The organism is Streptomyces sp. NBC_00984 (assembly GCF_045162475.1).
Taxonomy (GTDB): Bacteria; Actinomycetota; Actinomycetes; order Streptomycetales; family Streptomycetaceae; genus Streptomyces.
Genome location: NZ_CP108734.1, coordinates 7,527,929 through 7,548,990, shown reverse-complemented (window position 1 = coordinate 7,548,990; position 21,062 = coordinate 7,527,929). Strand labels below are relative to the sequence as shown.

19 protein-coding genes and 1 riboswitch are annotated in these 21,062 nt (G+C 68.9%); of the genes, 6 read left to right on the top strand and 13 right to left on the bottom strand.

The annotated features are described in order from the left end of the window. The first annotated feature begins 23 nt into the window (after positions 1 to 23). Positions 24 to 617, top strand: coding sequence for a DinB family protein (locus OG520_RS33760; RefSeq protein WP_406015615.1), 594 nt, complete (start codon positions 24 to 26; stop codon positions 615 to 617). Positions 618 to 675: 58 nt separating this feature from the next. On the opposite strand, the gene OG520_RS33755 is transcribed toward OG520_RS33760, so the two are convergent. Beyond that, positions 676 to 1,113, bottom strand: a complete 438-nt coding sequence (locus tag OG520_RS33755; RefSeq protein ID WP_406015614.1) for a VOC family protein — start codon at positions 1,111 to 1,113, stop codon at positions 676 to 678. 143 nt (positions 1,114 to 1,256) lie between these two features. Between OG520_RS33755 and OG520_RS33750 the strand changes: the two genes are divergently transcribed. Then, on the top strand, positions 1,257 to 2,078 hold the full coding sequence (locus tag OG520_RS33750) for a PhzF family phenazine biosynthesis protein (protein ID WP_406015613.1): 822 nt from the start codon (positions 1,257 to 1,259) through the stop codon (positions 2,076 to 2,078). A 66-nt stretch (positions 2,079 to 2,144) separates the two neighbouring features. Here OG520_RS33750 and OG520_RS33745 read toward each other — a convergent pair whose 3' ends face one another. After that, positions 2,145 to 2,924: a CPBP family intramembrane glutamic endopeptidase gene (locus OG520_RS33745; protein ID WP_399335154.1), complete on the bottom strand. Its 780-nt coding sequence runs from the start codon at positions 2,922 to 2,924 to the stop codon at positions 2,145 to 2,147. 184 nt (positions 2,925 to 3,108) lie between these two features. Between OG520_RS33745 and OG520_RS33740 the strand changes: the two genes are divergently transcribed. Next, entirely contained in the window at positions 3,109 to 4,899 is a 1,791-nt protein-coding gene (locus OG520_RS33740) for a substrate-binding and VWA domain-containing protein (protein WP_406015612.1), read from the top strand. Positions 4,900 to 5,040: 141 nt separating this feature from the next. Here the strand turns inward: OG520_RS33740 and OG520_RS33735 are convergent, their stop codons facing one another. Beyond that, a complete protein-coding gene (locus tag OG520_RS33735) occupies positions 5,041 to 6,546 on the bottom strand; it encodes a glutamate-cysteine ligase family protein (protein ID WP_406015611.1) in 1,506 nt (501 codons plus the stop codon). Between the two features lie 481 nt (positions 6,547 to 7,027). On the opposite strand from OG520_RS33735, the gene OG520_RS33730 reads away from it, so the two are divergent. Further along, positions 7,028 to 7,621 carry a hypothetical protein gene (locus OG520_RS33730; RefSeq protein ID WP_399335081.1) on the top strand — a complete coding sequence of 198 codons (594 nt, stop codon included), beginning with the start codon at positions 7,028 to 7,030 and terminating at the stop codon, positions 7,619 to 7,621. Between the two features lie 320 nt (positions 7,622 to 7,941). Continuing rightward, a complete protein-coding gene (locus tag OG520_RS33725; protein WP_072488625.1) occupies positions 7,942 to 8,148 on the top strand; it encodes a DUF5999 family protein in 207 nt (68 codons plus the stop codon). A gap of 87 nt (positions 8,149 to 8,235) precedes the next feature. Here OG520_RS33725 and gcvP read toward each other — a convergent pair whose 3' ends face one another. Continuing rightward, positions 8,236 to 11,121: an aminomethyl-transferring glycine dehydrogenase gene (gcvP, locus tag OG520_RS33720; protein WP_406015610.1), complete on the bottom strand. Its 2,886-nt coding sequence runs from the start codon at positions 11,119 to 11,121 to the stop codon at positions 8,236 to 8,238. 194 nt (positions 11,122 to 11,315) lie between these two features. Then, positions 11,316 to 11,412, bottom strand: a riboswitch (glycine riboswitch). 113 nt (positions 11,413 to 11,525) lie between these two features. On the opposite strand from gcvP, the gene OG520_RS33715 reads away from it, so the two are divergent. Beyond that, positions 11,526 to 11,894: a PRC-barrel domain-containing protein gene (locus OG520_RS33715; RefSeq protein ID WP_399335077.1), complete on the top strand. Its 369-nt coding sequence runs from the start codon at positions 11,526 to 11,528 to the stop codon at positions 11,892 to 11,894. Here the strand turns inward: OG520_RS33715 and OG520_RS33710 are convergent. The 9 genes from OG520_RS33710 to OG520_RS33670 form a co-directional block, all read right to left on the bottom strand. Then, a complete protein-coding gene (locus tag OG520_RS33710) occupies positions 11,819 to 13,279 on the bottom strand; it encodes a DNA polymerase IV (protein WP_406015609.1) in 1,461 nt (486 codons plus the stop codon). The genes OG520_RS33715 and OG520_RS33710 overlap by 76 nt on opposite strands. 57 nt (positions 13,280 to 13,336) lie before the next feature. Continuing rightward, positions 13,337 to 13,954 carry a MerR family transcriptional regulator gene (locus tag OG520_RS33705; RefSeq protein ID WP_399335073.1) on the bottom strand — a complete coding sequence of 206 codons (618 nt, stop codon included), beginning with the start codon at positions 13,952 to 13,954 and terminating at the stop codon, positions 13,337 to 13,339. Between the two features lie 168 nt (positions 13,955 to 14,122). Continuing rightward, positions 14,123 to 14,596 (bottom strand): bifunctional nuclease family protein, encoded by a 474-nt coding sequence (locus OG520_RS33700; protein WP_006123076.1) that lies wholly within the window; start codon positions 14,594 to 14,596, stop codon positions 14,123 to 14,125. Positions 14,597 to 14,649: 53 nt separating this feature from the next. After that, entirely contained in the window at positions 14,650 to 15,390 is a 741-nt protein-coding gene (locus OG520_RS33695) for a MerR family transcriptional regulator (RefSeq protein ID WP_406015608.1), read from the bottom strand. 17 nt (positions 15,391 to 15,407) lie between these two features. Next, a complete protein-coding gene (locus OG520_RS33690; protein WP_266422403.1) occupies positions 15,408 to 16,196 on the bottom strand; it encodes an FHA domain-containing protein in 789 nt (262 codons plus the stop codon). Positions 16,197 to 16,386: 190 nt separating this feature from the next. Next, entirely contained in the window at positions 16,387 to 17,175 is a 789-nt protein-coding gene (locus OG520_RS33685; protein ID WP_406015607.1) for a DUF881 domain-containing protein, read from the bottom strand. Between the two features lie 5 nt (positions 17,176 to 17,180). Beyond that, the gene (locus OG520_RS33680) at positions 17,181 to 17,513 is read right to left on the bottom strand and encodes a small basic family protein (RefSeq protein ID WP_003970459.1); all 333 of its coding nucleotides are present in this window, start codon (positions 17,511 to 17,513) and stop codon (positions 17,181 to 17,183) included. Continuing rightward, entirely contained in the window at positions 17,510 to 18,433 is a 924-nt protein-coding gene (locus tag OG520_RS33675; protein ID WP_406015606.1) for a DUF881 domain-containing protein, read from the bottom strand. The genes OG520_RS33680 and OG520_RS33675 overlap by 4 nt, the downstream gene beginning before the upstream one ends. 98 nt (positions 18,434 to 18,531) lie before the next feature. Beyond that, the gene (locus OG520_RS33670; RefSeq protein WP_266422395.1) at positions 18,532 to 21,027 is read right to left on the bottom strand and encodes a mannose-1-phosphate guanyltransferase; all 2,496 of its coding nucleotides are present in this window, start codon (positions 21,025 to 21,027) and stop codon (positions 18,532 to 18,534) included. Between the last annotated feature and the right edge of the window lie 35 nt (positions 21,028 to 21,062).

Genomic DNA, 21,062 nt, shown 5'->3' with positions numbered 1-21,062 from the left:
CGCGCGAGCGGCAGACTGGCCCCATGACCGAATCGGATCGCAAGGCCGACCTTCATTTCTACCTGCAGTCGGCCCGCGAGGCCCTGCTGTGGAAACTCGAAGGGCTCTCGGAGTACGACGCCCGCCGCCCGCTGACACCGACCGGCACCAACCTCCTGGGCCTGGTCAAACACGTGGCCAGTGTGGAGCTGGGCTACCTCGGCGACACCTTCGGACGGCCGTCCGGCGAGCCACTGCCCTGGGTCGAGGACGGCGCCGAGCCCAACGCGGACATGTGGGTCACCGCCGGCGAGTCACGCGAGCACATCGTGGCGCTGTACCGCCGGGCATGGGCGCATGCGGACGCCACGATCGACGCGCTGGCGCTGGACACGACAGGCAGGGTGCCGTGGTGGCCGGACGACCGGTGCGAGGTGACGCTGCATCATGCCGTGGTGCGCGTGATCGCCGATACGCACCGGCATGCCGGGCACGCCGATATCGTCCGGGAACTCGTCGACGGCGCCGTCGGGATGAGCAAGGGCAACGAAAACATGGCGCCGGGCGACTCGGCCTGGTGGGAGAAGCATCGCAGCAGGCTGGAGCACGCCGCTCAGGAAACCGACCGGGGCGCGTGACCACGGACCCGCCTCAGCCTGGGGCCGCCTGGCGTCCGCGGACTGGCAGGAACCACCGTCAGAGCAGGCAGAACTCGTTCCCTTCCGGGTCGGCCATCACCACATGGTCCGGCCTGCCCTGCAATTCGTCCTCACGCACCACGGTCGCGCCGGCGGCCGTCAAACGCTCCACCGCCTCGACCACACGCGGCCAACGGTCCTCCCAGGGAGTCTCACGACCGCCACCGGCCTGCACGTCGAGGTGCAGGCGGTTCTTCACGACCTTCGACTCGGGCACCTGCATGAAGGTCAGACCTGGACCCACCCCCTCCGGATCGCACAGGTACGCGCCCTGGTCCCACTCGTCCTCCGGGACCTCATGGTGCGCGAACCACTCCTCCCAGCTCCCGAACCCGGCAGGCGCGGGCTTCTCCGTATAGCCCAGGGCCAGCGCCCAGAACGCGGCCAGCCTCGCCGGACGCGCGCAGTCGATCGTCACACTCCACCTGGTCCCCATGGGCAGGGCCTCCCCGGTCCGACTCGATCCGATACACGGACCGTACCGGGTGCCACTGACACCGTTCGCCCGTCGGCATTCCGGGTCCAGTGACACCGGATTGGCCTTGGCACCCGGCTTCGCACCGTACGTAGGGTCGCGGCATGAGGATTCGCATCGTCGACACGTTCACCGACCGCCCCTTCACCGGCAACCCGGCGGGAGTCCTGCTCCTGGATTCCGAGACCTTTCCCGACGACGATCGGCTCCAGCGGGTCGCCACGGAACTGAACCTCTCCGAGACCGCCTTCGCCCACCCGCTGCCCCCGGGCGGCGAGGCCGACTGGGCGCTGCGCTGGTTCACCCCGACCACGGAGGTCGACATGTGCGGGCATGCCACCCTCGCCACCGCGCACGTCCTGCACACCACCGGGACGGCGAGCGGCACGGTGCGCTTCGCGGCGCGGTGCGGGATCCTCACCGCGACCGCGCACCCGGACGGTGCCACCACTCTCGACTTCCCCACGGCCTCGTTGACACCGGAGGCCGCCCCGGCCGGGCTGGCCGCGGCCCTGGGCGCGGATCCCCTCTCCGTCCACGACACCGGCCCGCACATCGGCGATCTGCTCGTCGAACTGTCCGACGAGGCGACCGTACGAGGGCTGACCCCCGATCTCGCCACACTGGCCGATGTCTCCCGGCGGGGCGTCATCGCCACGGCCGCCGCCAAGGACCCCTCCCGCGGTTACGACTTCGTCTCCCGCGGCTTCTTCCCGCGTGTCGGGATCGACGAGGACCCCGTGACCGGCAGTGCCCACACCGCGCTGGCGCCTTTCTGGTCGGCCCGGTTCGGTCGTGACGAACTGACCGGACTTCAGGCCTCCGCCCGTTCCGGCCTGGTCCGGACCTCGCTGCGCGGCAATCGCACCCTGCTGACGGGGGACGCCGTGACGGTCATCGACGGCGAACTGCTCACGCCGCTCTGACCCCCGCAGGCTGCGCGGGGGCGACGAGGCCACTCCCCTGCGCCCCCGCCGCACCCGGCCCGTCCCTCACGGCGTGGGCAACCAGCCCACCTGCCCCGCCAGCAGGGCGTATCCGACGAACGCCCCGATGTCCAGCAGCGCATGTGCCGCGACCAGCGGCCCGACCCGCCCCCAGCGCCGGTACAGGAGCACGAAGACGACGCCCATCACCATGTTGCCGATGAAGCCGCCGATCCCCTGATACAGGTGGTACGAACCGCGCAGCACCGAACTGGCGACCAGGGCGGCCATCGGCGTCCACCCCAACTGTCCCAGTCTGCGCAGCAGATACCCGACGACGATCACTTCCTCCACGACGGAGTTCTGGATCGCGGACAGGATCAGGACCGGGAATTTCCACCACACATCGGGCAGTGATTCCGGTACCACGGTCAGATTGAATCCGGCGGCGCGGGCCACCAGATAGAAGGCGAGGCCGGCGCTTCCGATACCCGCCGCGACCATCGTGCCGCGCCCCAGGTCCGGCCACGGCCTGGTGCGGTCGAAACCGATGACCCGCAGGCCGGCGCCTTCCCTGATCAGCAGATGCGCGACCAGGGCGACGGGCACCAGAGCCGTTGTGATTCCGAAGAGTTGCCAGGCGAGATCCAGCCATGGACGCCCCGGCGCGTACGAACTGTTGAGCGTCGCGGCCTGATCCTTCAAACCCCCTGGTTTCGTCAGCGATCCGACAAAACTGATCAGGGCAGACACTCCGCTGGCCCCCAACGAGAGAGCCAGCACAAGGACCGTTTCGGACCGCAGAATCCGTCGCGGCACAGCCTCCTGGGAGAAAGAATCAGCCACAAGCCCCGCCTCCACCTGTACACCTGCCTTGAGTTGTGCATTCACGCCCCATCCTGCTCCCCGTCCGGCTAGGGTCTCGAATGCAGGTACGAAGATCATGCGCGACAGGCCGGGGGACAACCACCATTGCCGATGGTGTGGTCCCCCTTTTCCTTGTTCATCCTCAAGGAGGGGCACCACCGACATGGGACGTCACAGCTTGCCCGACGACTACGCCGGCGACGGAAGCGGGGACGGATCACCGCCTCACCGTCGGCGCACCGTCGTGATCGCGACCATGCTCGTACTCGCGGTCGCTGCGGGGACGGCCGTCGCGGCGCAGGGCGGCCTGTTGTCGTTCTCGAAGAGCTGCGAGGACTCGGCCATTCGTCTGTCCATGATGGCCTCGCCGGACATCGCCCCCGCCGTTCGCGCCGTCGCCGACAAGGCGCGCAAGGACGAGGTGCGATCCGACGGTCGCTGTCTGTACGTGACGGTGGTCGCCCGCGACTCCTACAAGGTCGCCGACTCCCTCTCCAGCGACGCCCGCACCCCGGACTTCCAGGTCTGGCTGCCCGACTCGGACCTCTGGCTCGACCGGGCCAAGGGCTCCGGCGACGGCGTCCCGATCACGCCGGGCGACTCCATCGCCTCCTCCCCCGTGACCCTGGCCATGGTGCCGTCCGCGGCCAAGGGCCTCGGCTGGCCGAAGAAGAAGTACTCCTGGGCGGAGTTGACGGGCGCGGCCATGAAGTCGGACAAGGTGCGGCTCGGCTCGGCCGACCCGGCGCGCAGCGCCACCGGCCTGCTGGCGCTCGCCTGCATCGGCGCGTCCTCCGAGAAGCAGGGCGGAGACAGCGACACCAGGGTCGCGGCGACCGCCAAGCTGCTCGCGCAGCGCATGTCGGACGGTGACACCCAGGTGCTGGAGACACTGGCGCAGAGCGATTCGGGCGCCCAGCAGGGCAATCCGGAGCGCAACCAGGCGGTGCTCCTCTCCGAGCAGGCCGCGTTCGCCCACAACGCGGAGTCGACCGGCGGCGGAAAGCTCGACCTCTTCTACCCCCAGGACGGCACCCCGCTCCTCGACTATCCGTACACGCTGGTCGACGAGGCCAGGATGAGCACGTCCGAGGGCCGGGCGGCGCTGCGGTTCATGACGCTGCTGAACGAACCCGGTGCCCAGGCCACCCTGGAGAAGCACGGGTTCAGGAACGTCGACGGCACGGCCGAGGAGTCGGTGGTCGCACCGGCCGGCGGCAAGAAGCCCCAGCCGTACGCCACCGCGGCCGCCGCCGCACCGACCGCCGAGGCGCTCCAGCAGACGCTCGGCATGTGGACGATCACGGTGCAGAGCGCTCGGCTGACCACGGTCGTGGACGCGTCGGGTTCCATGGCCACGATCGTCCCGGGGCGCAACCAGTCCCGGATGGATGTCACCAAGGCGTCCCTGATCCAGGCCCTCGACCAGTTCACCCCGAACGACGAGATCGGGCTCTGGGAGTTCGCCACCACGCTCGACGGCGACAAGGACTACCGCAGGCTGATGCCGACCGCCCGACTGGGCAATCCGGCGAAGGGCGGCGGCACCCACCGCGAGAAGCTCGCCGCGGCCTTCGCGGCGCTGAAGCCCGTGCCGGGCGGCGCGACCGGTCTGTACGACACCATGCTGGCCGCCTACAAGGACGCCCAGGCGACGTATGTGAAGGGCAAGTTCAACGCGGTCGTGATCCTCACCGACGGATCGAACCAGGACAACCTCTCCATCTCCCGCAGTGCGTTGATCGCGGAACTGAAGCGGATCGCCGATCCGGAGCGCCCGGTGCCGCTGCTCGCCATCGCGGTCGGTCCCGAGGCCGACCGCGAGGAGGTGAACGAGATAGCGAAGGTGACCGGCGGCGGTGGCTACCAGGTCATCGACCCGGCCGAGATCCAAACGGTGATCCTGCAGGCCATCATGACAGCCGGTCAGAGCGGCCACGCCGCCCAGGAGTAGCCCCGGACGCGGCCGGACCGGCACCGTCCGCAAGCAGCGACGCCGTACCGCGGCGGGAACGAAAACCTCAACGAGAACCGGAGCCGGAACTGGAGCCGGAGCCGGATCGAGCGCCGGGCAACGGCGCCCGCCGTGCCGGGCTCACGGCTTGGGAGCACCGGTCGGCCAGGTGTGCACGGGCTCCCCGCTGTGCATCAGTTCGGCGTACCGCCGGGTGGTCGCGGCCAGCGCCGCGTGCCTGTCGAGCCCGGCCTCCCGTGCCCGGTGGTAGGTGTCCGCCTGCCAGGAGGCCCCGTTCACCCGTCGCTTGCAGCGCTCCTCGATGACCCCGAGATAGCGGTCGCGGTCCGCGGGCTCGATGTTCCAGGCATCGAGCCCCGCGGCGGCCAGCGGCAGCAGTTCGTCCCGTACGAGCTTGACGGCCGGCACCCGGGTCAGCCCGCCCGCACGGCCGGGACGTGGCCAGATCAGCTCCGCGTCGATGCCGAGCCGGCAGGCGGTGTCGAAGTTCTCCGCCGCCGCGGCGAACGGCAGCCTGGTCCACACCGGACGGGACTCCTCCGCGAGCGACCGCACGAGCCCGTAGTACAGCGCCGCGTTGGCGATCAGATCGGTGACGGTGGGTCCGGCGGGCAGGACCCGGTTCTCCACGCGCAGATGGGGTACACCGTCGGCCAGCCCGTACACGGGCCGGTTCCAGCGGTAGACCGTTCCGTTGTGGAGCACCAGTTCCTGCAACCGCGGCACCCCGCCCTCGTCGAGGACCCGCAGCGGCTCCTCCTCGTCGCAGATCGGGAGCAGCGGCGGGAAATAGCGCAGGTTCTCCTCGAAGAGCTCGTACGCCGAGTCGATCCACCGCTCTCCGAACCAGGTCCTGGGCCGCACCCCCTGGTTCTGGAGTTCGGGCGGCCGGGTGTCGGTGGCCTGCTGGAAGAGCGGCGGCCGCGATTCCCGCCAGAGCTCCCTGCCGAACAGGAAGGGCGAGTTGGCACCGAGTGCGATCTGGACACCGGCGACGGCCTGGGCCGCGTTCCACACGGCCGCGAATCGCGCCGGTGTCACCTGCAGATGGAACTGGACCGAGGTGCAGGCGGCCTCGGGCGTGATCGAGGCGGAGGTGGAGACCCATCGCTCCACGCCCTGGATATCGAGGGAGAAATCCTCGCCGCGCGCGGCCACCATTTGATCGTTCAGCAGTGTGTAGCGGTCCGCGTCCGAGAGGTTCGCCAGAACGAGATCCTCATGGCGCAGGGTGGGCAGAATACCGATCATCATGATCCCGGCATCGACCTCGCCCGCCTTCCGGTGGGCATATCCGAGCCCGGTCCTGAGCTCTTCGGCCAACTGATCGAAAACGCGCCCGTCCAGACGGTGCGGGACTATGTTCACTTCCAAATTGAACATCCCGAGTTCGGTCTGGAAATCACGGCTCGCGATGCGCGGGAGGACCTCCCCATTCATCATCTTCGGCATGCCGTCGGCGCCCGCGAGATTCAGCTCGATCTCCACGCCCATGAGGTTGCGCGGCCGGTCGAACCTCCGCTCCGCAAGAAGTCTCTCCAGTCCCTCCAGGCACTGGTGGAGCTTCTTCCGGTACCCCTGCCGACCGGACAGGTCAAAGGCGCCCGCCACGACCTTCTCCCCCATCGGAGCGTCCCTCCCTCAAGTGGGCGGCCCGCGGCCCAGGCCGCTCGCGTCACGATCGATAATGCCCAGGCCGCGTGATCCATAACGCCCCCGAGAACGCCGTGGACCCAGTAATCTGAGGGCGCCCGCCGGAGGCACATTCCATGGGCATGGTGCAGCACACGTTTCCCCGTCCGGCGTGAGTGAAAACGCCGACGCGTTTCAGCCGTCCGCGCCGGGGGAAAAATCCCAGGCGGCGGCTGCGCCGTTGACACAGAATCAGTAGATTCTCCGCATAATAAAGTCTTGATACCGCCTTGTCGGCAATGCCTGCGACGGCTAGTGGAATCACCGCGTGAACACGTGTCGTATAAACTCCGCGGACGAGGCAGAGAGTTGACGCACCGGCCCAGTCACCGGCCTCCTCTGGCCCCGCATGCCGACAGCGCCGTCTGCACCCGCCCACGCACCACCGTGTCTCCGAAGTGAGAGGCGACCCACTATGCCGCTGCATGTTCCCCCGGCTCCCGCGCCCGCTCTGCGCAGCGTTCTCGCGGCACTCGGTTCACCCACCGCGGTCCGCGAAGCCCGCACACCCGCCCTCCGATCCGCCCAGGGGCCACTGAGCCCCGAACTCCCGCTCCCCGTCCACGTACTGGAGCGGATCGGTCCGAACGGGCTCGCTCCCGCGACCCGGCTGGCCGGGTGGCGATTCCTGATCCGCAGCACGGAGCAGGCCGTCGCCGCGGCGGACACCATGCTCACCCCGGACGGCTGGGCCTTCTCGCATTTCTTCGAGGGCCCCTACATCGCCTCGACCGAGCTCGCCCTGCGCCAGGCCGAGACGGTGACACCGCACTACCAGCCGCGGCTGCTGTCCATCCCGGAGCTCTACATGCTGGCGCTGTGGCTGCACGGCGACGTCGAGGCCGACGCCTCCGCCGGGGCGCTCGCCCCCGCCGATCTTCTGGTTCCGCTGGCTCCCGCCCCACCGGGCATCGCGGCACATCGCCCGCACCGGGTCGCCGATCTGCTCCGCGTGATGACGCTGCGCATCACCCCCGGCCCCGGCCCCCTGCTCGGCTCCCCGGCCTGAGAACCGGACCCCGCATCAGCACACCGTGCCCCGCCGCCGTCCCCGGTCGCGGGGCACAGTGCTGGAGGGGCGCACTTCGCGCCCTTCCGGACTAGCCCGGAACGACCACCCCGAACCACCCGAAGGGACAGTGCAGTTGCGGTGAACCGTCCGCGCGGGTGATGCGTCCTCCGGGTAGGGAGAAGTGCTGCTGCGAAATACCTGCGGATTGACGCCCGTGGGGCAACACTGGGACCGGACCGATCGATACGGGGGGGGCGGCCATGAACACCTCATCCAGCCGCAGGACATTCACTACAACGCAGCGAAAGAACCCAGCCATGTGCCAGCACCAGCCACCATGCCCGACCGCCGACTCAGCCGACCGGGAAGCCGCCCGCCTGACGGCGCACCACCCGGAACAGGGCTGGAGCCTGCTGTGCAACGGAGTCCTGCTCTTCGAGGACACCGGTGAGCTGCTCCCGGACGGTCAGATCATCGCTCCGCACCGGCCCCTGGGGACCGATCGGGTGATGAAGGCCGCCTGACCGCGGCCGGTAAGAGCTGGGGCCGGCCCGGAGACTTCTCCGAACCGGCCCCGACGCATGTCCGCGTCACATGGTGGCGCTCATGACTCAGTTGTCGTACTCGTCCAGCGGCGGGCAGGAGCAGACGAGGTTGCGGTCGCCGAAGGCGCCGTCGATCCGGCGCACCGGCGGCCAGTACTTGTCGGCGGCCGAGACTCCGGCCGGGAAGACCGCCACCTCACGGCTGTATCCGTGCTTCCACTCCCCGCCCAGCATCGCCGCGGTGTGCGGAGCGTTGTGCAGCGGGTTGTCGTCCGCGCTCCACTCGCCGGAGGCCACCTTCTCGACCTCGTCGCGAATGGCGATCATCGTGTCGCAGAACCGGTCGAGCTCCGCGAGGTTCTCGCTCTCGGTCGGCTCGATCATCAGCGTCCCGGCGACCGGGAACGACATGGTCGGCGAGTGGAAGCCGTAGTCGATCAGCCGCTTGGCGATGTCGTCGACGCTGACGCCGGTCGCCTTGGAGATCGGCCGCAGGTCCACGATGCACTCGTGCGCGACCAGACCGGCCGGGCCGTTGTACAGGATCGGGTAGTGCGGTTCCAGACGCTTGGCGATGTAGTTGGCCGCGAGCACGGCGACCTGCGTCGCACGCTTCAGGCCCTCCCCGCCCATCAGGCGTACGTACGCCCAGGAGATGGGGAGAATGCCGGCCGAGCCCCACGGAGCGGCCGAGATCGGTCCGATGCCGGTCTCGGGACCCGCCGAGGGCTGCAATGGGTGGTTCGGCAGGTACGGCGCGAGGTGGGCGCGCACCCCGACCGGGCCGACGCCGGGGCCGCCGCCGCCGTGCGGGATGCAGAAGGTCTTGTGCAGGTTCAGGTGCGAGACGTCGCCACCGAACCGGCCCGGCCGGGCGAGGCCCACCAGCGCGTTGAGGTTGGCGCCGTCGACGTACACCTGACCGCCGGCGTCGTGCACCTCGGCGCAGATGTCGGCGACGTGCTCCTCGAACACGCCGTGCGTCGACGGGTACGTGATCATGAGCACAGCGAGCTCGTCGCGGTGCTTCTCGATCTTGGCGCGGAGGTCCTCTATGTGGACCTCGCCGTCGTCGGCGGTCTTGACCACGACGACCTTCATGCCGGCCATCACGGCGCTGGCCGCGTTGGTGCCGTGCGCGGAGGACGGGATGAGGCAGACGGTGCGCTGCTCGTCACCGTTGGCCCGGTGGTACGCCCGTACGGCCAGCAGGCCCGCGAACTCGCCCTGCGAGCCCGCGTTCGGCTGGATGGAGACCGCGTCGTACCCGGTGACCTCGGCGAGGCGCTCCTCCAGCTCACGGATGAGGGTGAGGAAGCCCTGCGCCTGCTCGGCCGGGGCGAAGGGGTGCAGCGCGCCGAACTCGGGCCAGGTGATCGACTCCATCTCGGTGGTCGCGTTCAGCTTCATGGTGCAGGAGCCGAGCGGGATCATGCCGCGGTCCAGCGCGTAGTCGCGGTCGGCGAGCTTGCGCAGGTAGCGCAGCATCGCGGTCTCGGAACGGTGCTGGTGGAAGACCGGGTGGGTGAGGATCTCGTCGGTGCGCAGCAGCCCCTCGGGCAGCGCGTCGGCGGCGCTGGCGTCCAGCTCCTCAATGTCCCCGTCGGCGCCGAAGGCGGCCCAGACGGCGGCGATCTGCGTACGCGTGGTGGTCTCGTCGCAGGCGAGGGAGACCAGGTCGGCGTCGACGAGCCGCAGGTTGACACCGCGCTCGCGGGCATCCGCGACAACGTCGGCGGCCTTCCCCGGGACACGCACGGTGAGGGTGTCGAAGTGGGCACCGGTCACGACGTCGATACCGGAGGCGCGCAGGCCCTCGGCCAGGATCGTCGCGTAGCGGTGGGTGCGCCGGGCGATCGTCCGCAGCCCGTCCGGGCCGTGGTAGACGGCGTACATTCCGGCCATGACGGCGAGCAGCACCTGGGCAGTACAAATGTTGCTGGTGGCCTTCTCGCGGCGGATGTGCTGCTCGCGGGTCTGCAGGGCCAGCCGGTAGGCCTTGTTGCCGTCCGCGTCGACGGAGACTCCGACGAGACGGCCGGGAAGGCTGCGGGCGAACTTCTCGCGTACGGCCATGAAGCCGGCGTGCGGTCCGCCGAAGCCCATCGGCACACCGAAGCGCTGCGTGGTGCCGACCGCGATGTCCGCGCCCAGGTCACCGGGCGAGGTGAGCAAGGTCAGGGCCAGCAGGTCGGCGGCGACCGTAACGATCGCACCCAGCTCGTGGGCCTGCTCGATGACGGGTTCGATGTTCCGCACCGCCCCGGACGCGCCCGGGTACTGCACCAGGACGCCGAAGACACCGCGCTCGGCGATCTCCGCCGGGATGCCGTCGGAGAGGTCGGCGACGACGACCTCGACACCGGTCGGCTCGGCGCGGGTCTCGATGACCGCGATCGTCTGCGGCAGGGTGTCGGTGTCGACGAGGAAGACGCCGTCCTTGACCTTGCCGACGCGCCGGGAGAGGGCCATGGCCTCGGCGGCCGCGGTGCCCTCGTCGAGCAGGGAGGCGCCGGAGGTGGGCAGCCCGGTCAGCTCGGCGACCATCGTCTGGAAGTTGAGGAGCGCCTCCAGGCGGCCCTGCGAGATCTCCGGCTGATACGGCGTGTAGGCCGTGTACCAGGCGGGGTTCTCCATGACATTGCGCAGGATCACCGGCGGGGTGAAGGTGCCGTAGTAGCCGAGTCCGATCATCGGGGCCAGCACCTGATTGCGGTCCGCGAGGGCGCGCAGCTCCGCGAGGACCTCGGCCTCGGTACGCGCGGTCGGCAGCCCGAGTGCCTCCGTGCTCTTGATGACGTCGGGCACGGCGGCCGCGGTGAGCTCGTCCAGCGAGCCGTAACCGACCTGGGCGAGCATCTTCGACTGCGCCTCGGCATCGGGTCCGATATGGCGCTGCTCGAACGGAATACCCTGCTCCAGCTGGGAGAGCGGAGTGCGACGGGGGGTCATGGTGGAGGCCTCCTGGTCTGTCACGACCTGCGAGGGGCACCACGGCGCGGGTGCCCGAACGGCCTCCCCCTCTGTCATCTCAACCTGAGAGCTTCACCGGCGCGCCCTGTGGCACACCGGTTTTCACCGTCGGTGAGGAAAGGAATCGCACCGGCACTCGGCCGCACGAAACCCGCCCTGCTTTCCAGAGTGACCTCGTCCGTGCGGTACGGGGGCCTGAGAGATTCCGGGGAGGATTTGCTCCTTCGGCGCCTTCGGATCAACTCCGGAGGACTCTCCCGCACGGGGTCAGCAGCCATGACCAGCCTACCAGCGGGGTTCATGGCTGATTTCTCGAGTGGCCAACCACCCGGATCTGCCCTTTTGTAGTGCTTGTGGAGTAGCCGCGACCAGTGGGAGGGACCGTGCAGACCGACATCGATCCGCGCAGCCTGATCGGCCGCAAGGCGTTCGACCGCAAGGGCACCAAGATCGGGACCGTGGACGAGGTGTACCTCGACGACGCGACCGGTGTGCCCGAGTGGGCGGCCGTACGTACCGGACTCTTCAGCCGGGACGCGTTCGTCCCGCTGGAACCCAGCGAATTCGTGGAGGATTCGCTCCGCATCCCCTTCGACCGCGCGCTGATCAAGGACGCGCCCGACTTCGGCGTCGGCCGCCATCTCTCACCGGAACAGGAGCTCCAGCTCTACCGGCACTACGGTCTGGACTCCCCGCCCGAGGGGGCCGGCCCGGACAGGGACTTCGGCAGACTGGCCGGCCAGGACGAGTAGTCCACCGGGTCCCGCACCAACGGCAGCGGATCGGCCGGCCGGAGTTCCGCGTCGTCGATCCGGAACGTACGCACCCGGCCGGGCGCCGACTCGGGCTCCTCGAACCGCACGGTCACCCGGCCGACGCCGCTGCCCTGCACCCAGCCATGGCCGTATGCGTCATGGCGTACGTCGTGTCCGGCGGGCCAGCGCCGGGCGGCGCGCTGCTCGGCGGTCTCCTCGGCCTCCGCCCGGGGATCGTCCGGCGGCTCGGCCCCGTCGTCCCCGGACGGCGTCGCCTCCGCAGCCGGATCCTCGGACGCGGCCCGCTCACCGGCGGCCTGGGCGAAGAGGTCCTCCTGCGTGTAGTCGGCAAGCCCCGTCACGCCCACTCCGAGGAGCCGGACGCCTCCGGTGGTGTCCACTGCCTCCAGGAGCCGCGCGGCGGCCTCACGGACCACCGTGGGGTCGTCCGTGGGCCCTCGCAGCGTCTCGGACCGCGTGAGCGTCGAGAATTCGTACCGGCGCACCTTCAGCACCACCGTCCGCCCGGACCGCCCCGCGCCCCGCAGCCGCTGGACGCAGCGGCCGGCCAGTCGCTCGACCTCCGTCCTGATCCGCACCCGGTCGTGCAGGTCGGCGTCGAAGGTGTCCTCGACCGACACCGATTTCGCGTCCCGCTCCGCGACCACCGGCCGGTCGTCGTACCCGAACGCCATCCGGTGGAGCGAGCCGCCGTGCGCCTTCCCCAGCAGGCGTACGAGCTCGTCCTCTCCCGCCTCGACCAGGTCGTCGACCGTGGTCATCCCGGCACGGCGCAGATGGTCCGCCGTCGCAGGTCCGACACCGGGGAGAATCCGCACCGACATGGGTGCGAGCAGCTCCCGCTCCGTGCCCGGCTCCATGAGCAGCAGGCCGTTCGGTTTCGCCTCCTCCGAAGCGATCTTGGCCAGCATCTTGGAACCGGCGAGCCCCACCGAGCCGGTGAGCCCGGTGACCGCCTTGATGGCCGTACGCAGCTGCTCGCCGATCTCCAGCGCCGAAGCCGTGTCGTCGGCCGTCCCGCCGGCCTCCAGGTCGACGAAGGCCTCGTCCAGGCTGAGAGGCTCCACCAGTGGGGAGAGCCGCGCGAGCAGCTCCATCACCTGGTCGCTCACCGTCCGGTACAGCTGGAAGCGGGGCACCAGATAGGCCGCGTTGGGCGCCAGCCGCCGCGCCTGCGCCATGGGCATGGCCGAGTGCACCCCGAAGCGTCGCGCCTCGTACGAGGCGGTGGCGACGACTCCGCGTGGTCCGAGTCCGCCGACCACGACCGGCTTGCCGCGCAGGCTCGGCTTCGCCGCCTGCTCGGCAGAGGCGTAGAAGGCATCCATGTCCAGATGCAGGATGGTGGGCGCGGCTCTCACATCAATCGATGCTGCCCTACGGCACTGACAATCGCCGCGCCCGAACCGTCGGCCGGGTCAGCCGGCGCGGTTGCGGCGCCGCGCGAGCTCATCGGTGGGGTTGTTCCCGATGAGGGTCTCGCCGGTGTCCACCCGCTCGCCGTGCAGCTGTGAGAGGGCGGCGTCCACGTCCTGCCACACCACGCCCACCGCGATACCGAAGACCCCCTGGCCGCCCTGGAGCAGGCTGACGACCTCGTCGGGCGAGGAGCACTCGTAGACCGTCGCCCCGTCGCTCATCAGCGTCATCCGCTCGAGGTCCTGGAATCCCCGGGCCCGCAGATGCTGAACCGTGGTGCGGATGTTCTGGAGTGCCACACCCGTGTCCAGGAAGCGCTTCACGATCTTCAGCAGGACGACGTCCCGGAAGCTGTAGAGCCGCTGTGTGCCGGAGCCGTACGCCGGACGCACGCTCGGCTCCACCAGCCCCGTGCGCGCCCAGTAGTCGAGCTGCCGGTAGGTGATCCCGGCAGCCGCGCAGGCGGTCGGCCCGCGGTAGCCGATGTCGTTGACCGATGCCACTCCGTCCCCCGCCACCGCCGCCGGTTGAACCGGTTGCATGATGGTGTGGTCGGCTGTACTCCCCTGCTGCGGATACGGCCCACCCGCTGCCGTACCGTCGCCGCTGCTTCTCACGCCGACCTCCGTCCTTGACCTGCCATCTCGAAGGTAGGCAGTCACTCGGGGTGCGTCAACGATCGCCACACTCGGCACGCCGAGTGATAATCACCCTGAGGGTGGTTTCCCGTGACTCACGAGCGGGAAAGGCTTGCCGGATGCGCTGACGGCGGCCCCGAAGAACGGTCACTGACTGTTGGTACCGAAATCCTCCGGAGAGATCTGATCGAGGAACTCGCGGAATTTCTCCACCTCATCCTCCTGCTCGTCCGGGATGGCGATGCCGGCGTCGTCGAGCACCCCGTCACTGCCGTAGATCGGCGTTCCGGTGCGCAATGCGAGCGCTATGGCGTCGGACGGCCGCGCGCTCACCTCGACCCCGCTGGCGAAGACCAGCTCCGCGTAGAAGACCCCTTCCCGGAGGTCCGTGATGCGGACCTCGGTGAGCTCCTGGCCGACGGCCTCGAGCACGTCCTTGAAGAGATCATGGGTCAGCGGCCTGGCCGGAGCCATGCCCTGCTGGGCGAAGGCGATCGCGGTCGCCTCACCAGGACCGATCCAAATGGGGAGGTACCGGTCGCCTCCCACTTCACGCAGGAGCACGATCGGTTGGTTGGAGGGCATTTCCACCCGGACACCCACAACGTCGAGCTCGTTCACACAGCAACCCTAGGACGTGCCCGGCAGGTTTGGGTAGTCGGGCACCGGCGTGATCAGTGGAGCCGGATGTGCAGAGCGCTCTGTACAAGGGCCGAATGAAGCCTCACGGACAGCTCCGCGAGCTCTTTCGCAGTGGCCTCCGCATAGGCTCTGGTCTGCGGATTCCGGTGCCGGCGCAAGGGCGCGACCACCTGCTCGATGAGCCCGACCTCGCGATCCGCGGCCGCTCGCATGGCACGCAGGTGACGCGGTTCCAGACCGAACCTGCCCAGATCCGCCACAAGCTTGGCGACTGTGACCATCTCGGCGTCGTAACCGCCCTCTGCGGTCGGAACGACCAAGCCGTACGACTCCCACTCGTCCAGGTCGCTCTCGGCGACCTCGGCGGCCGCCAGCAGCTCGGCACGGCCGATCCGGGCCGCGGTGGCCCGTCCGGGCTCCGCCTCCCAGCCGCCGGTCAGGTCCCGCGGGCCGCCCTCGGACGGGAGGGCGGCCTGTTCACCACGGGCGAGGGCATCCAGATGCTCACGGATGACCTTCAGCGGGAGGTAGTGGTCCCGCTGCATGCGCAGCACCTGAGCCAGCCGCTCCACATCGGCACCACGGAACTTGCGATAGCCGGACGGGGTCCGCTGCGGCTCGACGAGCCCTTCGGCCTCCAGGAATCGAATCTTGGAGATCGTGACCTCGGGGAACTCGTCCCGCAGCCGCAGGAGCACCGTGCCGATGCTCATCGGGCGGTCGTCGGCGGTGGCGGTGCCGGCCACGGCACCGCCCGTCGGTGTTCTCAGCATGGACCTTCCCTGACGGGTCAGATACCGCGCTGGCTCGCGTAGAAGACCAGCCGGTACTTGCCGATCTGCACTTCGTCGCCGTTGGACAGGGCGACGGAGTCGATGCGCTCACGGTTGACGTAGGTGCCGTTCAGGCTGCCCACGTCCCCGACCGTGAAGCTGCCGTCGGGGCTCCTGCGGAACTCCACATGCCGCCGTGACACCGTCACGTCGTCGAGGAAGATGTCGCTCTGCGGGTGGCGGCCGGCCGTGGTCAGCTCACCGTCCAGCAGGAAGCGGCTGCCGGAGTTCGGACCACGACGCACCACCAGGAGCGCCGAGCCGAGCGGAAGGGCATCGACGGCCGCCTGTGCCTCGGGCGAGAGGGACGGAACGGCCGTCTGCCCGGTGACCTCCGCCTCGTACGCCTCAAGACCGGAGATGGAGATCGTCGAGGTCGTCTCCGAGGCACGCTCGGGAACCCCACCCCTCAGCGGCGCACCGCAGTTGGAGCAGAAACGACTGGCCTCGGCGTTGCGATGTCCGCACCTCGTACAGACCGGCATGGACGAACCCTCCTGCCTGGGGGCGAACTCTCCACCCGTACGTGAGGTCGACGATTCTCCGAAACCTATGCGGCCGGGACCGGCAGGGTCAACAGACGACGCGCCGGAAGCTCCCGAATTGTCACTGTCCGTACCCGACACCTGATCACGGAAGAGCGGGCGCTCCGTGCCCTGCTCGTCCGCCTGGCCATGGCGCGGTGCGCGATGGCGGGCAGCCTCGTCTCGAGCGCTCTTGCCGAACAACTTCCCAAACAACTTCACGGGCGCTTCCCCTTGACCGAAATAGACCCGCCCGTGGGGCAGGACGAACCCTGAATGAACACACCTGCCGACCCGGACATCCTCACAACGTCCGTATCCACTCGACAGTTTCCACCACGCACCACCAATACGATGCGGCGACCCCCCGCAACCTCGCGCCCGTATCCTTCGTCCCCTCCGCGTCGCGGCCTCACGGGGACGACGACCGAGCGTAGTCAGGCTGCTTCGCCGGTCGCAAGGCGTCCACGACGATGTCGTCGGCCTGCGCGACCTGCACGGTGGCCTGCTCCTTCTCCAGCGTCTGCACCACACCGCCCGGGATGTTCAGCGCCGGCTCCAGATCCTGGGGCTTGCCGATCACCTCGAAGACGTATGGCGCGCTGATCTTACGATCGTCGACCCTGACGTTGCCGCCGTCACCGGAGAAATACGTATTGGCGACCACACGCACCCCGTTGACCTCGATCGCCTCGGCGCCCGCCGCCCGCAGCTCCTGGAGTGCGTCGAGCAGCATGTCCGCCTTCACCCCGTCCCCGGGATCGTTGACGGTGAGCGTGATCCCGGGCCCGTGTGCCGCCACGGTGCCCGCGAGAACACCGAGTTGCCGTTCCTTCTCCACCGTCTGCTTGCGCGCCTCCTCGGCCTGGTCGGAGCTGTTCTCCAGCTCCGTGCGCTGAGCGGCCAGCCGCTGCTTCTCGTCCTCCAGGCGCTGTGTCCGGTCGTCCAGCTCGTCGAGGATCCGGACCAGGTCCTCCTGCCGGGCACCCCGCAGTGCGCTGTTGTCACTGTTGGACCGCACCTGAATGGCCAGTCCGAGACCGAGAACGAACAGCAGCACCGCGACGATGAGTTGAGCCCGCGTCACCCGCGGCGGCCACAGTCCGGCGATCAGCCGCTGACGACCGGTGAGGTCATTGGCGGGGCCCGCCGTCTGCTCGCCGGCGTGCTCCGTGTCGTCGGGAAATTCTTCGTTGCTCATCGGCCTCAGGCCCGGAAGACGTGCCGGCGGATGGCCGCGGCGTTGGAGAAGATCCGGATCCCGAGCACGACCACCACACCGGTGGACAGCTGCGCTCCGACGCCCAGCTTGTCGCCCAGGAAGACGATCAGTGCGGCCACCACGACGTTCGAGAGGAACGACACGACGAACACCTTGTCGACGAAGATCCCGTCGAGCATGGCCCGCAGACCACCGAAGACTGCGTCGAGGGCGGCCACGACGGCGATCGGGAGATACGGCTCGACCACTGCCGGTACCTCGGGCCGGACCAAAAGTCCGACCACGACTCCCACGACGAGGCCCAGTACGGCGATCACGATGTGCCCCTCCCTGTGTCTGCCGCACCACTGCCGGTGTCTGCGGCCTGATAAGGCTCTGCTGTACGTACGATCAGGCTCGGCGCGACCGGGAGGCTCACCTTCTGCTGCACGGACATGCTCGTCCGGATGTCGAAGGTGTCCTTGAGCGCCTGCAGATACTGACCGTCGGCACTGTCCTGGAACGCGTTGCCGAGTTGTTTCCCGTCCCCCACCGCCAGCACTGTGTAGGGCGGAACGAGCGGTCTGTTGTCGACCAGTATGGCGTCGCCCGCCGCGCGGATCGCCGACAGGGCCGTCAGACGCTGCCCGTTGATCGCGATCGCCTCCGCGCCGGACTGCCACAGCCCGTTGACGACTCGCTGAAGGTCCCGGTCGCGGACCCGCCCGGTGTCGGCGAATCCACTGGTCTCCCTCGGTCCGCCGCCGCCCTGGTCGGTGTTCTTGGCGTCGTCGACGACGAGTTTCACGCCGGGCCCCTCCACCGGGGTCGCCCCGGCGAGCAGTGCCACCCGTTCTCCCTGGTCCCCGCCGTGCTTCTCCAACGCCCTGCGCTGGCGCCTGCCCACGTCGTCCCGGAGTTTGTCCACCTGCGACTCGAGGGTGTCGGCCGCCGTCGTCTCGTCGTCGATGCGATCGATCAGTTCCTGGCGCTCCTTGGCGAGGACCGGCGCGGAGACGCGCGCCTCCGCGGCCCCGAGCGTGACGACGAGGGCGGCGAGCACCAGACATGCGGCGAGGCCGAGCTTCGACTTGAGCGTACGGGGCAGGCCCGCGCTCCCGTCGGCCTTGCGACGCGCCGATGCCTCGGCGTATCCGTCGTCCAGGCTGTGGTCCATCACATTGGTCAGCAGCGACATGGATGCGTCGGGACGCGCGGGAGGCGAGGCGGTACTCCGATCGGGGGGCTGCTGCGACATGCCGCACATCGTCGCACGTCGTCGCCGCTACCGCCGAATGGCCCCACCGGTGTGCCCGAAGGCGCTGTCGGCCGCCGTCGGACACACCGGAACAACCGTCACTGACCTGCGCTGTCCACGACCGCCGCCCATTCGTCCAGCAGCGCCTGTGCGGAGGCGTCGTCCGGCCCCTCGGCCCACAGATGGGTGACCGCCTCGGCCCGGTCCGGCAGCACCATCACCCACCGCCCGTCGGCCTCGACCACCCGTACCCCGTCCGTCGTATCGACGCTGCGGTCACCGGCGGCCTCCACGACCCGGCGCATGACCAGGCCCTTGACGGCCCAAGGGGTGGCGAGATCACGGCGCAGGACATGGGCACGAGGGATGCGGGCATCGATCTGGCTGAGGGTGAGCTGTGTCCTGGCCACCAGCCCCAGGAGCCTCACGAACGCGGCCGAGCCGTCGAAGACACTGCTGAATTCGGGAACGATGAAGCCCCCGCGCCCGTCTCCACCGAAGATGGTGCCTTCCTCGCGTCCCACGCGCGTCAGATCGTCGGGCGATGTCGTCGTCCATTCGACCTGCGTGCCGTGGTACGCCGCGACCTGCTCGGCGACGCGCGTCGTGGTGACCGGCAACGCCACCCGCCCGCTGCGCCGCTCGGCCGCCACGAGGTCGAGCATCACGAGGAGCGCCCGGTCGTCCTCCACGATCCGGCCCCGCTCGTCGACCAGGGAGAGCCGCTCACCGACCGGGTCGAACCGCACGCCGAACGCGGCCCGCGCCGACGAGACGATCTCGCCCAGCCGCACGAGCCCGGAGCGCCGGGTCTCGGCGGTCTCGGTGGGCCGTGATTCGTCGAGGCCGGGATTGATGGTCAGCGCATCGACGCCGAGCCGTCCCAGCAGGCTCGGCAGTACGAGCCCGGCACTCCCGTTGGAGGCGTCGACGACCACCTTGAGACCCGCATCGGCAATCCCCGTAGTGTCCACGTTCCGCAGCAGCGATCCGGTGTACGAGTCGAAGACGCTGGACGGGAAGTACAGATCCCCGATCTCGCCCGGGAAGGCACGGCGGTATTCCTGACGTGCGTAGACCCGGTCGAGCTTCCGCTGCCGCGCCTGCGACAGGTCCGCCCCCCGCTCGTCGAAGAACATGATGTCGACCGAGTCGGGCACGCCTGGCGACGTACGGATCATGATCCCGCCGGCGCTCCCGCGCGCGGTCTGCTGGCGCGCGACGGGCAACGGTACGTTCTCCAGGTCCCGGACATCGATGGCGCTCGCCTGAAGGGCCGAGATCACCGCTCGCTTCAGAGCACGGGCACCGCGGGAGTGATCACGTGCGGTGGTGACCGTCGAGCCCTTCTTCAGAGTCGTGGCATAGGCGCCGGCGAGCCGCACCGCCAGTTCCGGGGTGATCTCGACGTTCAGGATCCCGGACACGCCCCGGGCGCCGAAGAGATGAGCCTGTCCGCGCGATTCCCAGATCACCGAGGTGTTGACGAAGGCGCCCGCCTCGATGGTCTTGAACGGGTAGACGCGGACATTGCCCTGAATGATCGACTCCTCACCGATCAGGCATTCGTCCCCGATGACCGCACCGTCCTCGATGCGGGTCGCCCGCATGACGTCGGTGTTCTTGCCGATCACGCATCCGCGCAGATTGCTGTGCTGGCCGATATAGACGTTGTCGTGCACCACGGCCTTGTGAAGGAATGCACCGCTCTTGACGACGACGTTCGACCCGATGACCGTGTGCTCGCGAATCTCAGCACCGGCTTCGACCTTTGCGTAGTCGCCGATGTAGAGAGGTCCGCGCAGCACTGCGTCGGGATGTACTTCCGCACCTTCCGCGACCCATACGCCCGGCGAGATCTCGAAGCCGTCGATGTCGACATCGACCTTCCGCTCAAGAACATCGGCCTGCGCCTTCACGTAGCTCTCGTGGGTGCCGACGTCCTCCCAGTAACCCTCGGCGATGTAGCCGTAGATGGGCTTGCCTTCCTTCATGAGCTGGGGGAAGACATCGCCGGACCAGTCCACCGAGACATCGGCTTCGACATAGTCGAATACCTCGGGCTCCATGACGTAGATGCCGGTGTTGACGGTGTCCGAGAAGACCTGGCCCCAGGTGGGCTTCTCCAGGAAACGCTCTACCTGGCCGCCCTCGTCCACAATCGTGATGCCGAATTCCAGGGGGTTCGGCACACGGGTCAGGCACACCGTGACCAGGCCGCCCTTTTCCTTGTGGAAGGCGATGAGGTCGGTGAGATCGAAGTCGGTGAGTGCATCACCGGAAATAACGAGGAAGGTGTCGTCCTTCAGCGCTTCCTCGGCATTCTTCACGCTCCCCGCAGTGCCGAGGGGTTTCTCCTCGTTGGCGTAGCTGAGCTCCATCCCGAGCTCTTCGCCGTCCCCGAAGTAATTCTTTACCAGCGAGGCAAGAAACTGGACCGTTACGACGGTCTCATTCAGCCCGTGCCGCTTGAGCAGCCGAAGCACGTGCTCCATGATCGGCCGATTGGCGACGGGCAGGAGCGGCTTGGGCATGCTTGAGGTCATGGGGCGAAGACGAGTGCCTTCGCCGCCAGCCATCACGACGGCCTTCATGTCGGAAACGTCCTCCTTGAAGAGACGACGGTCTG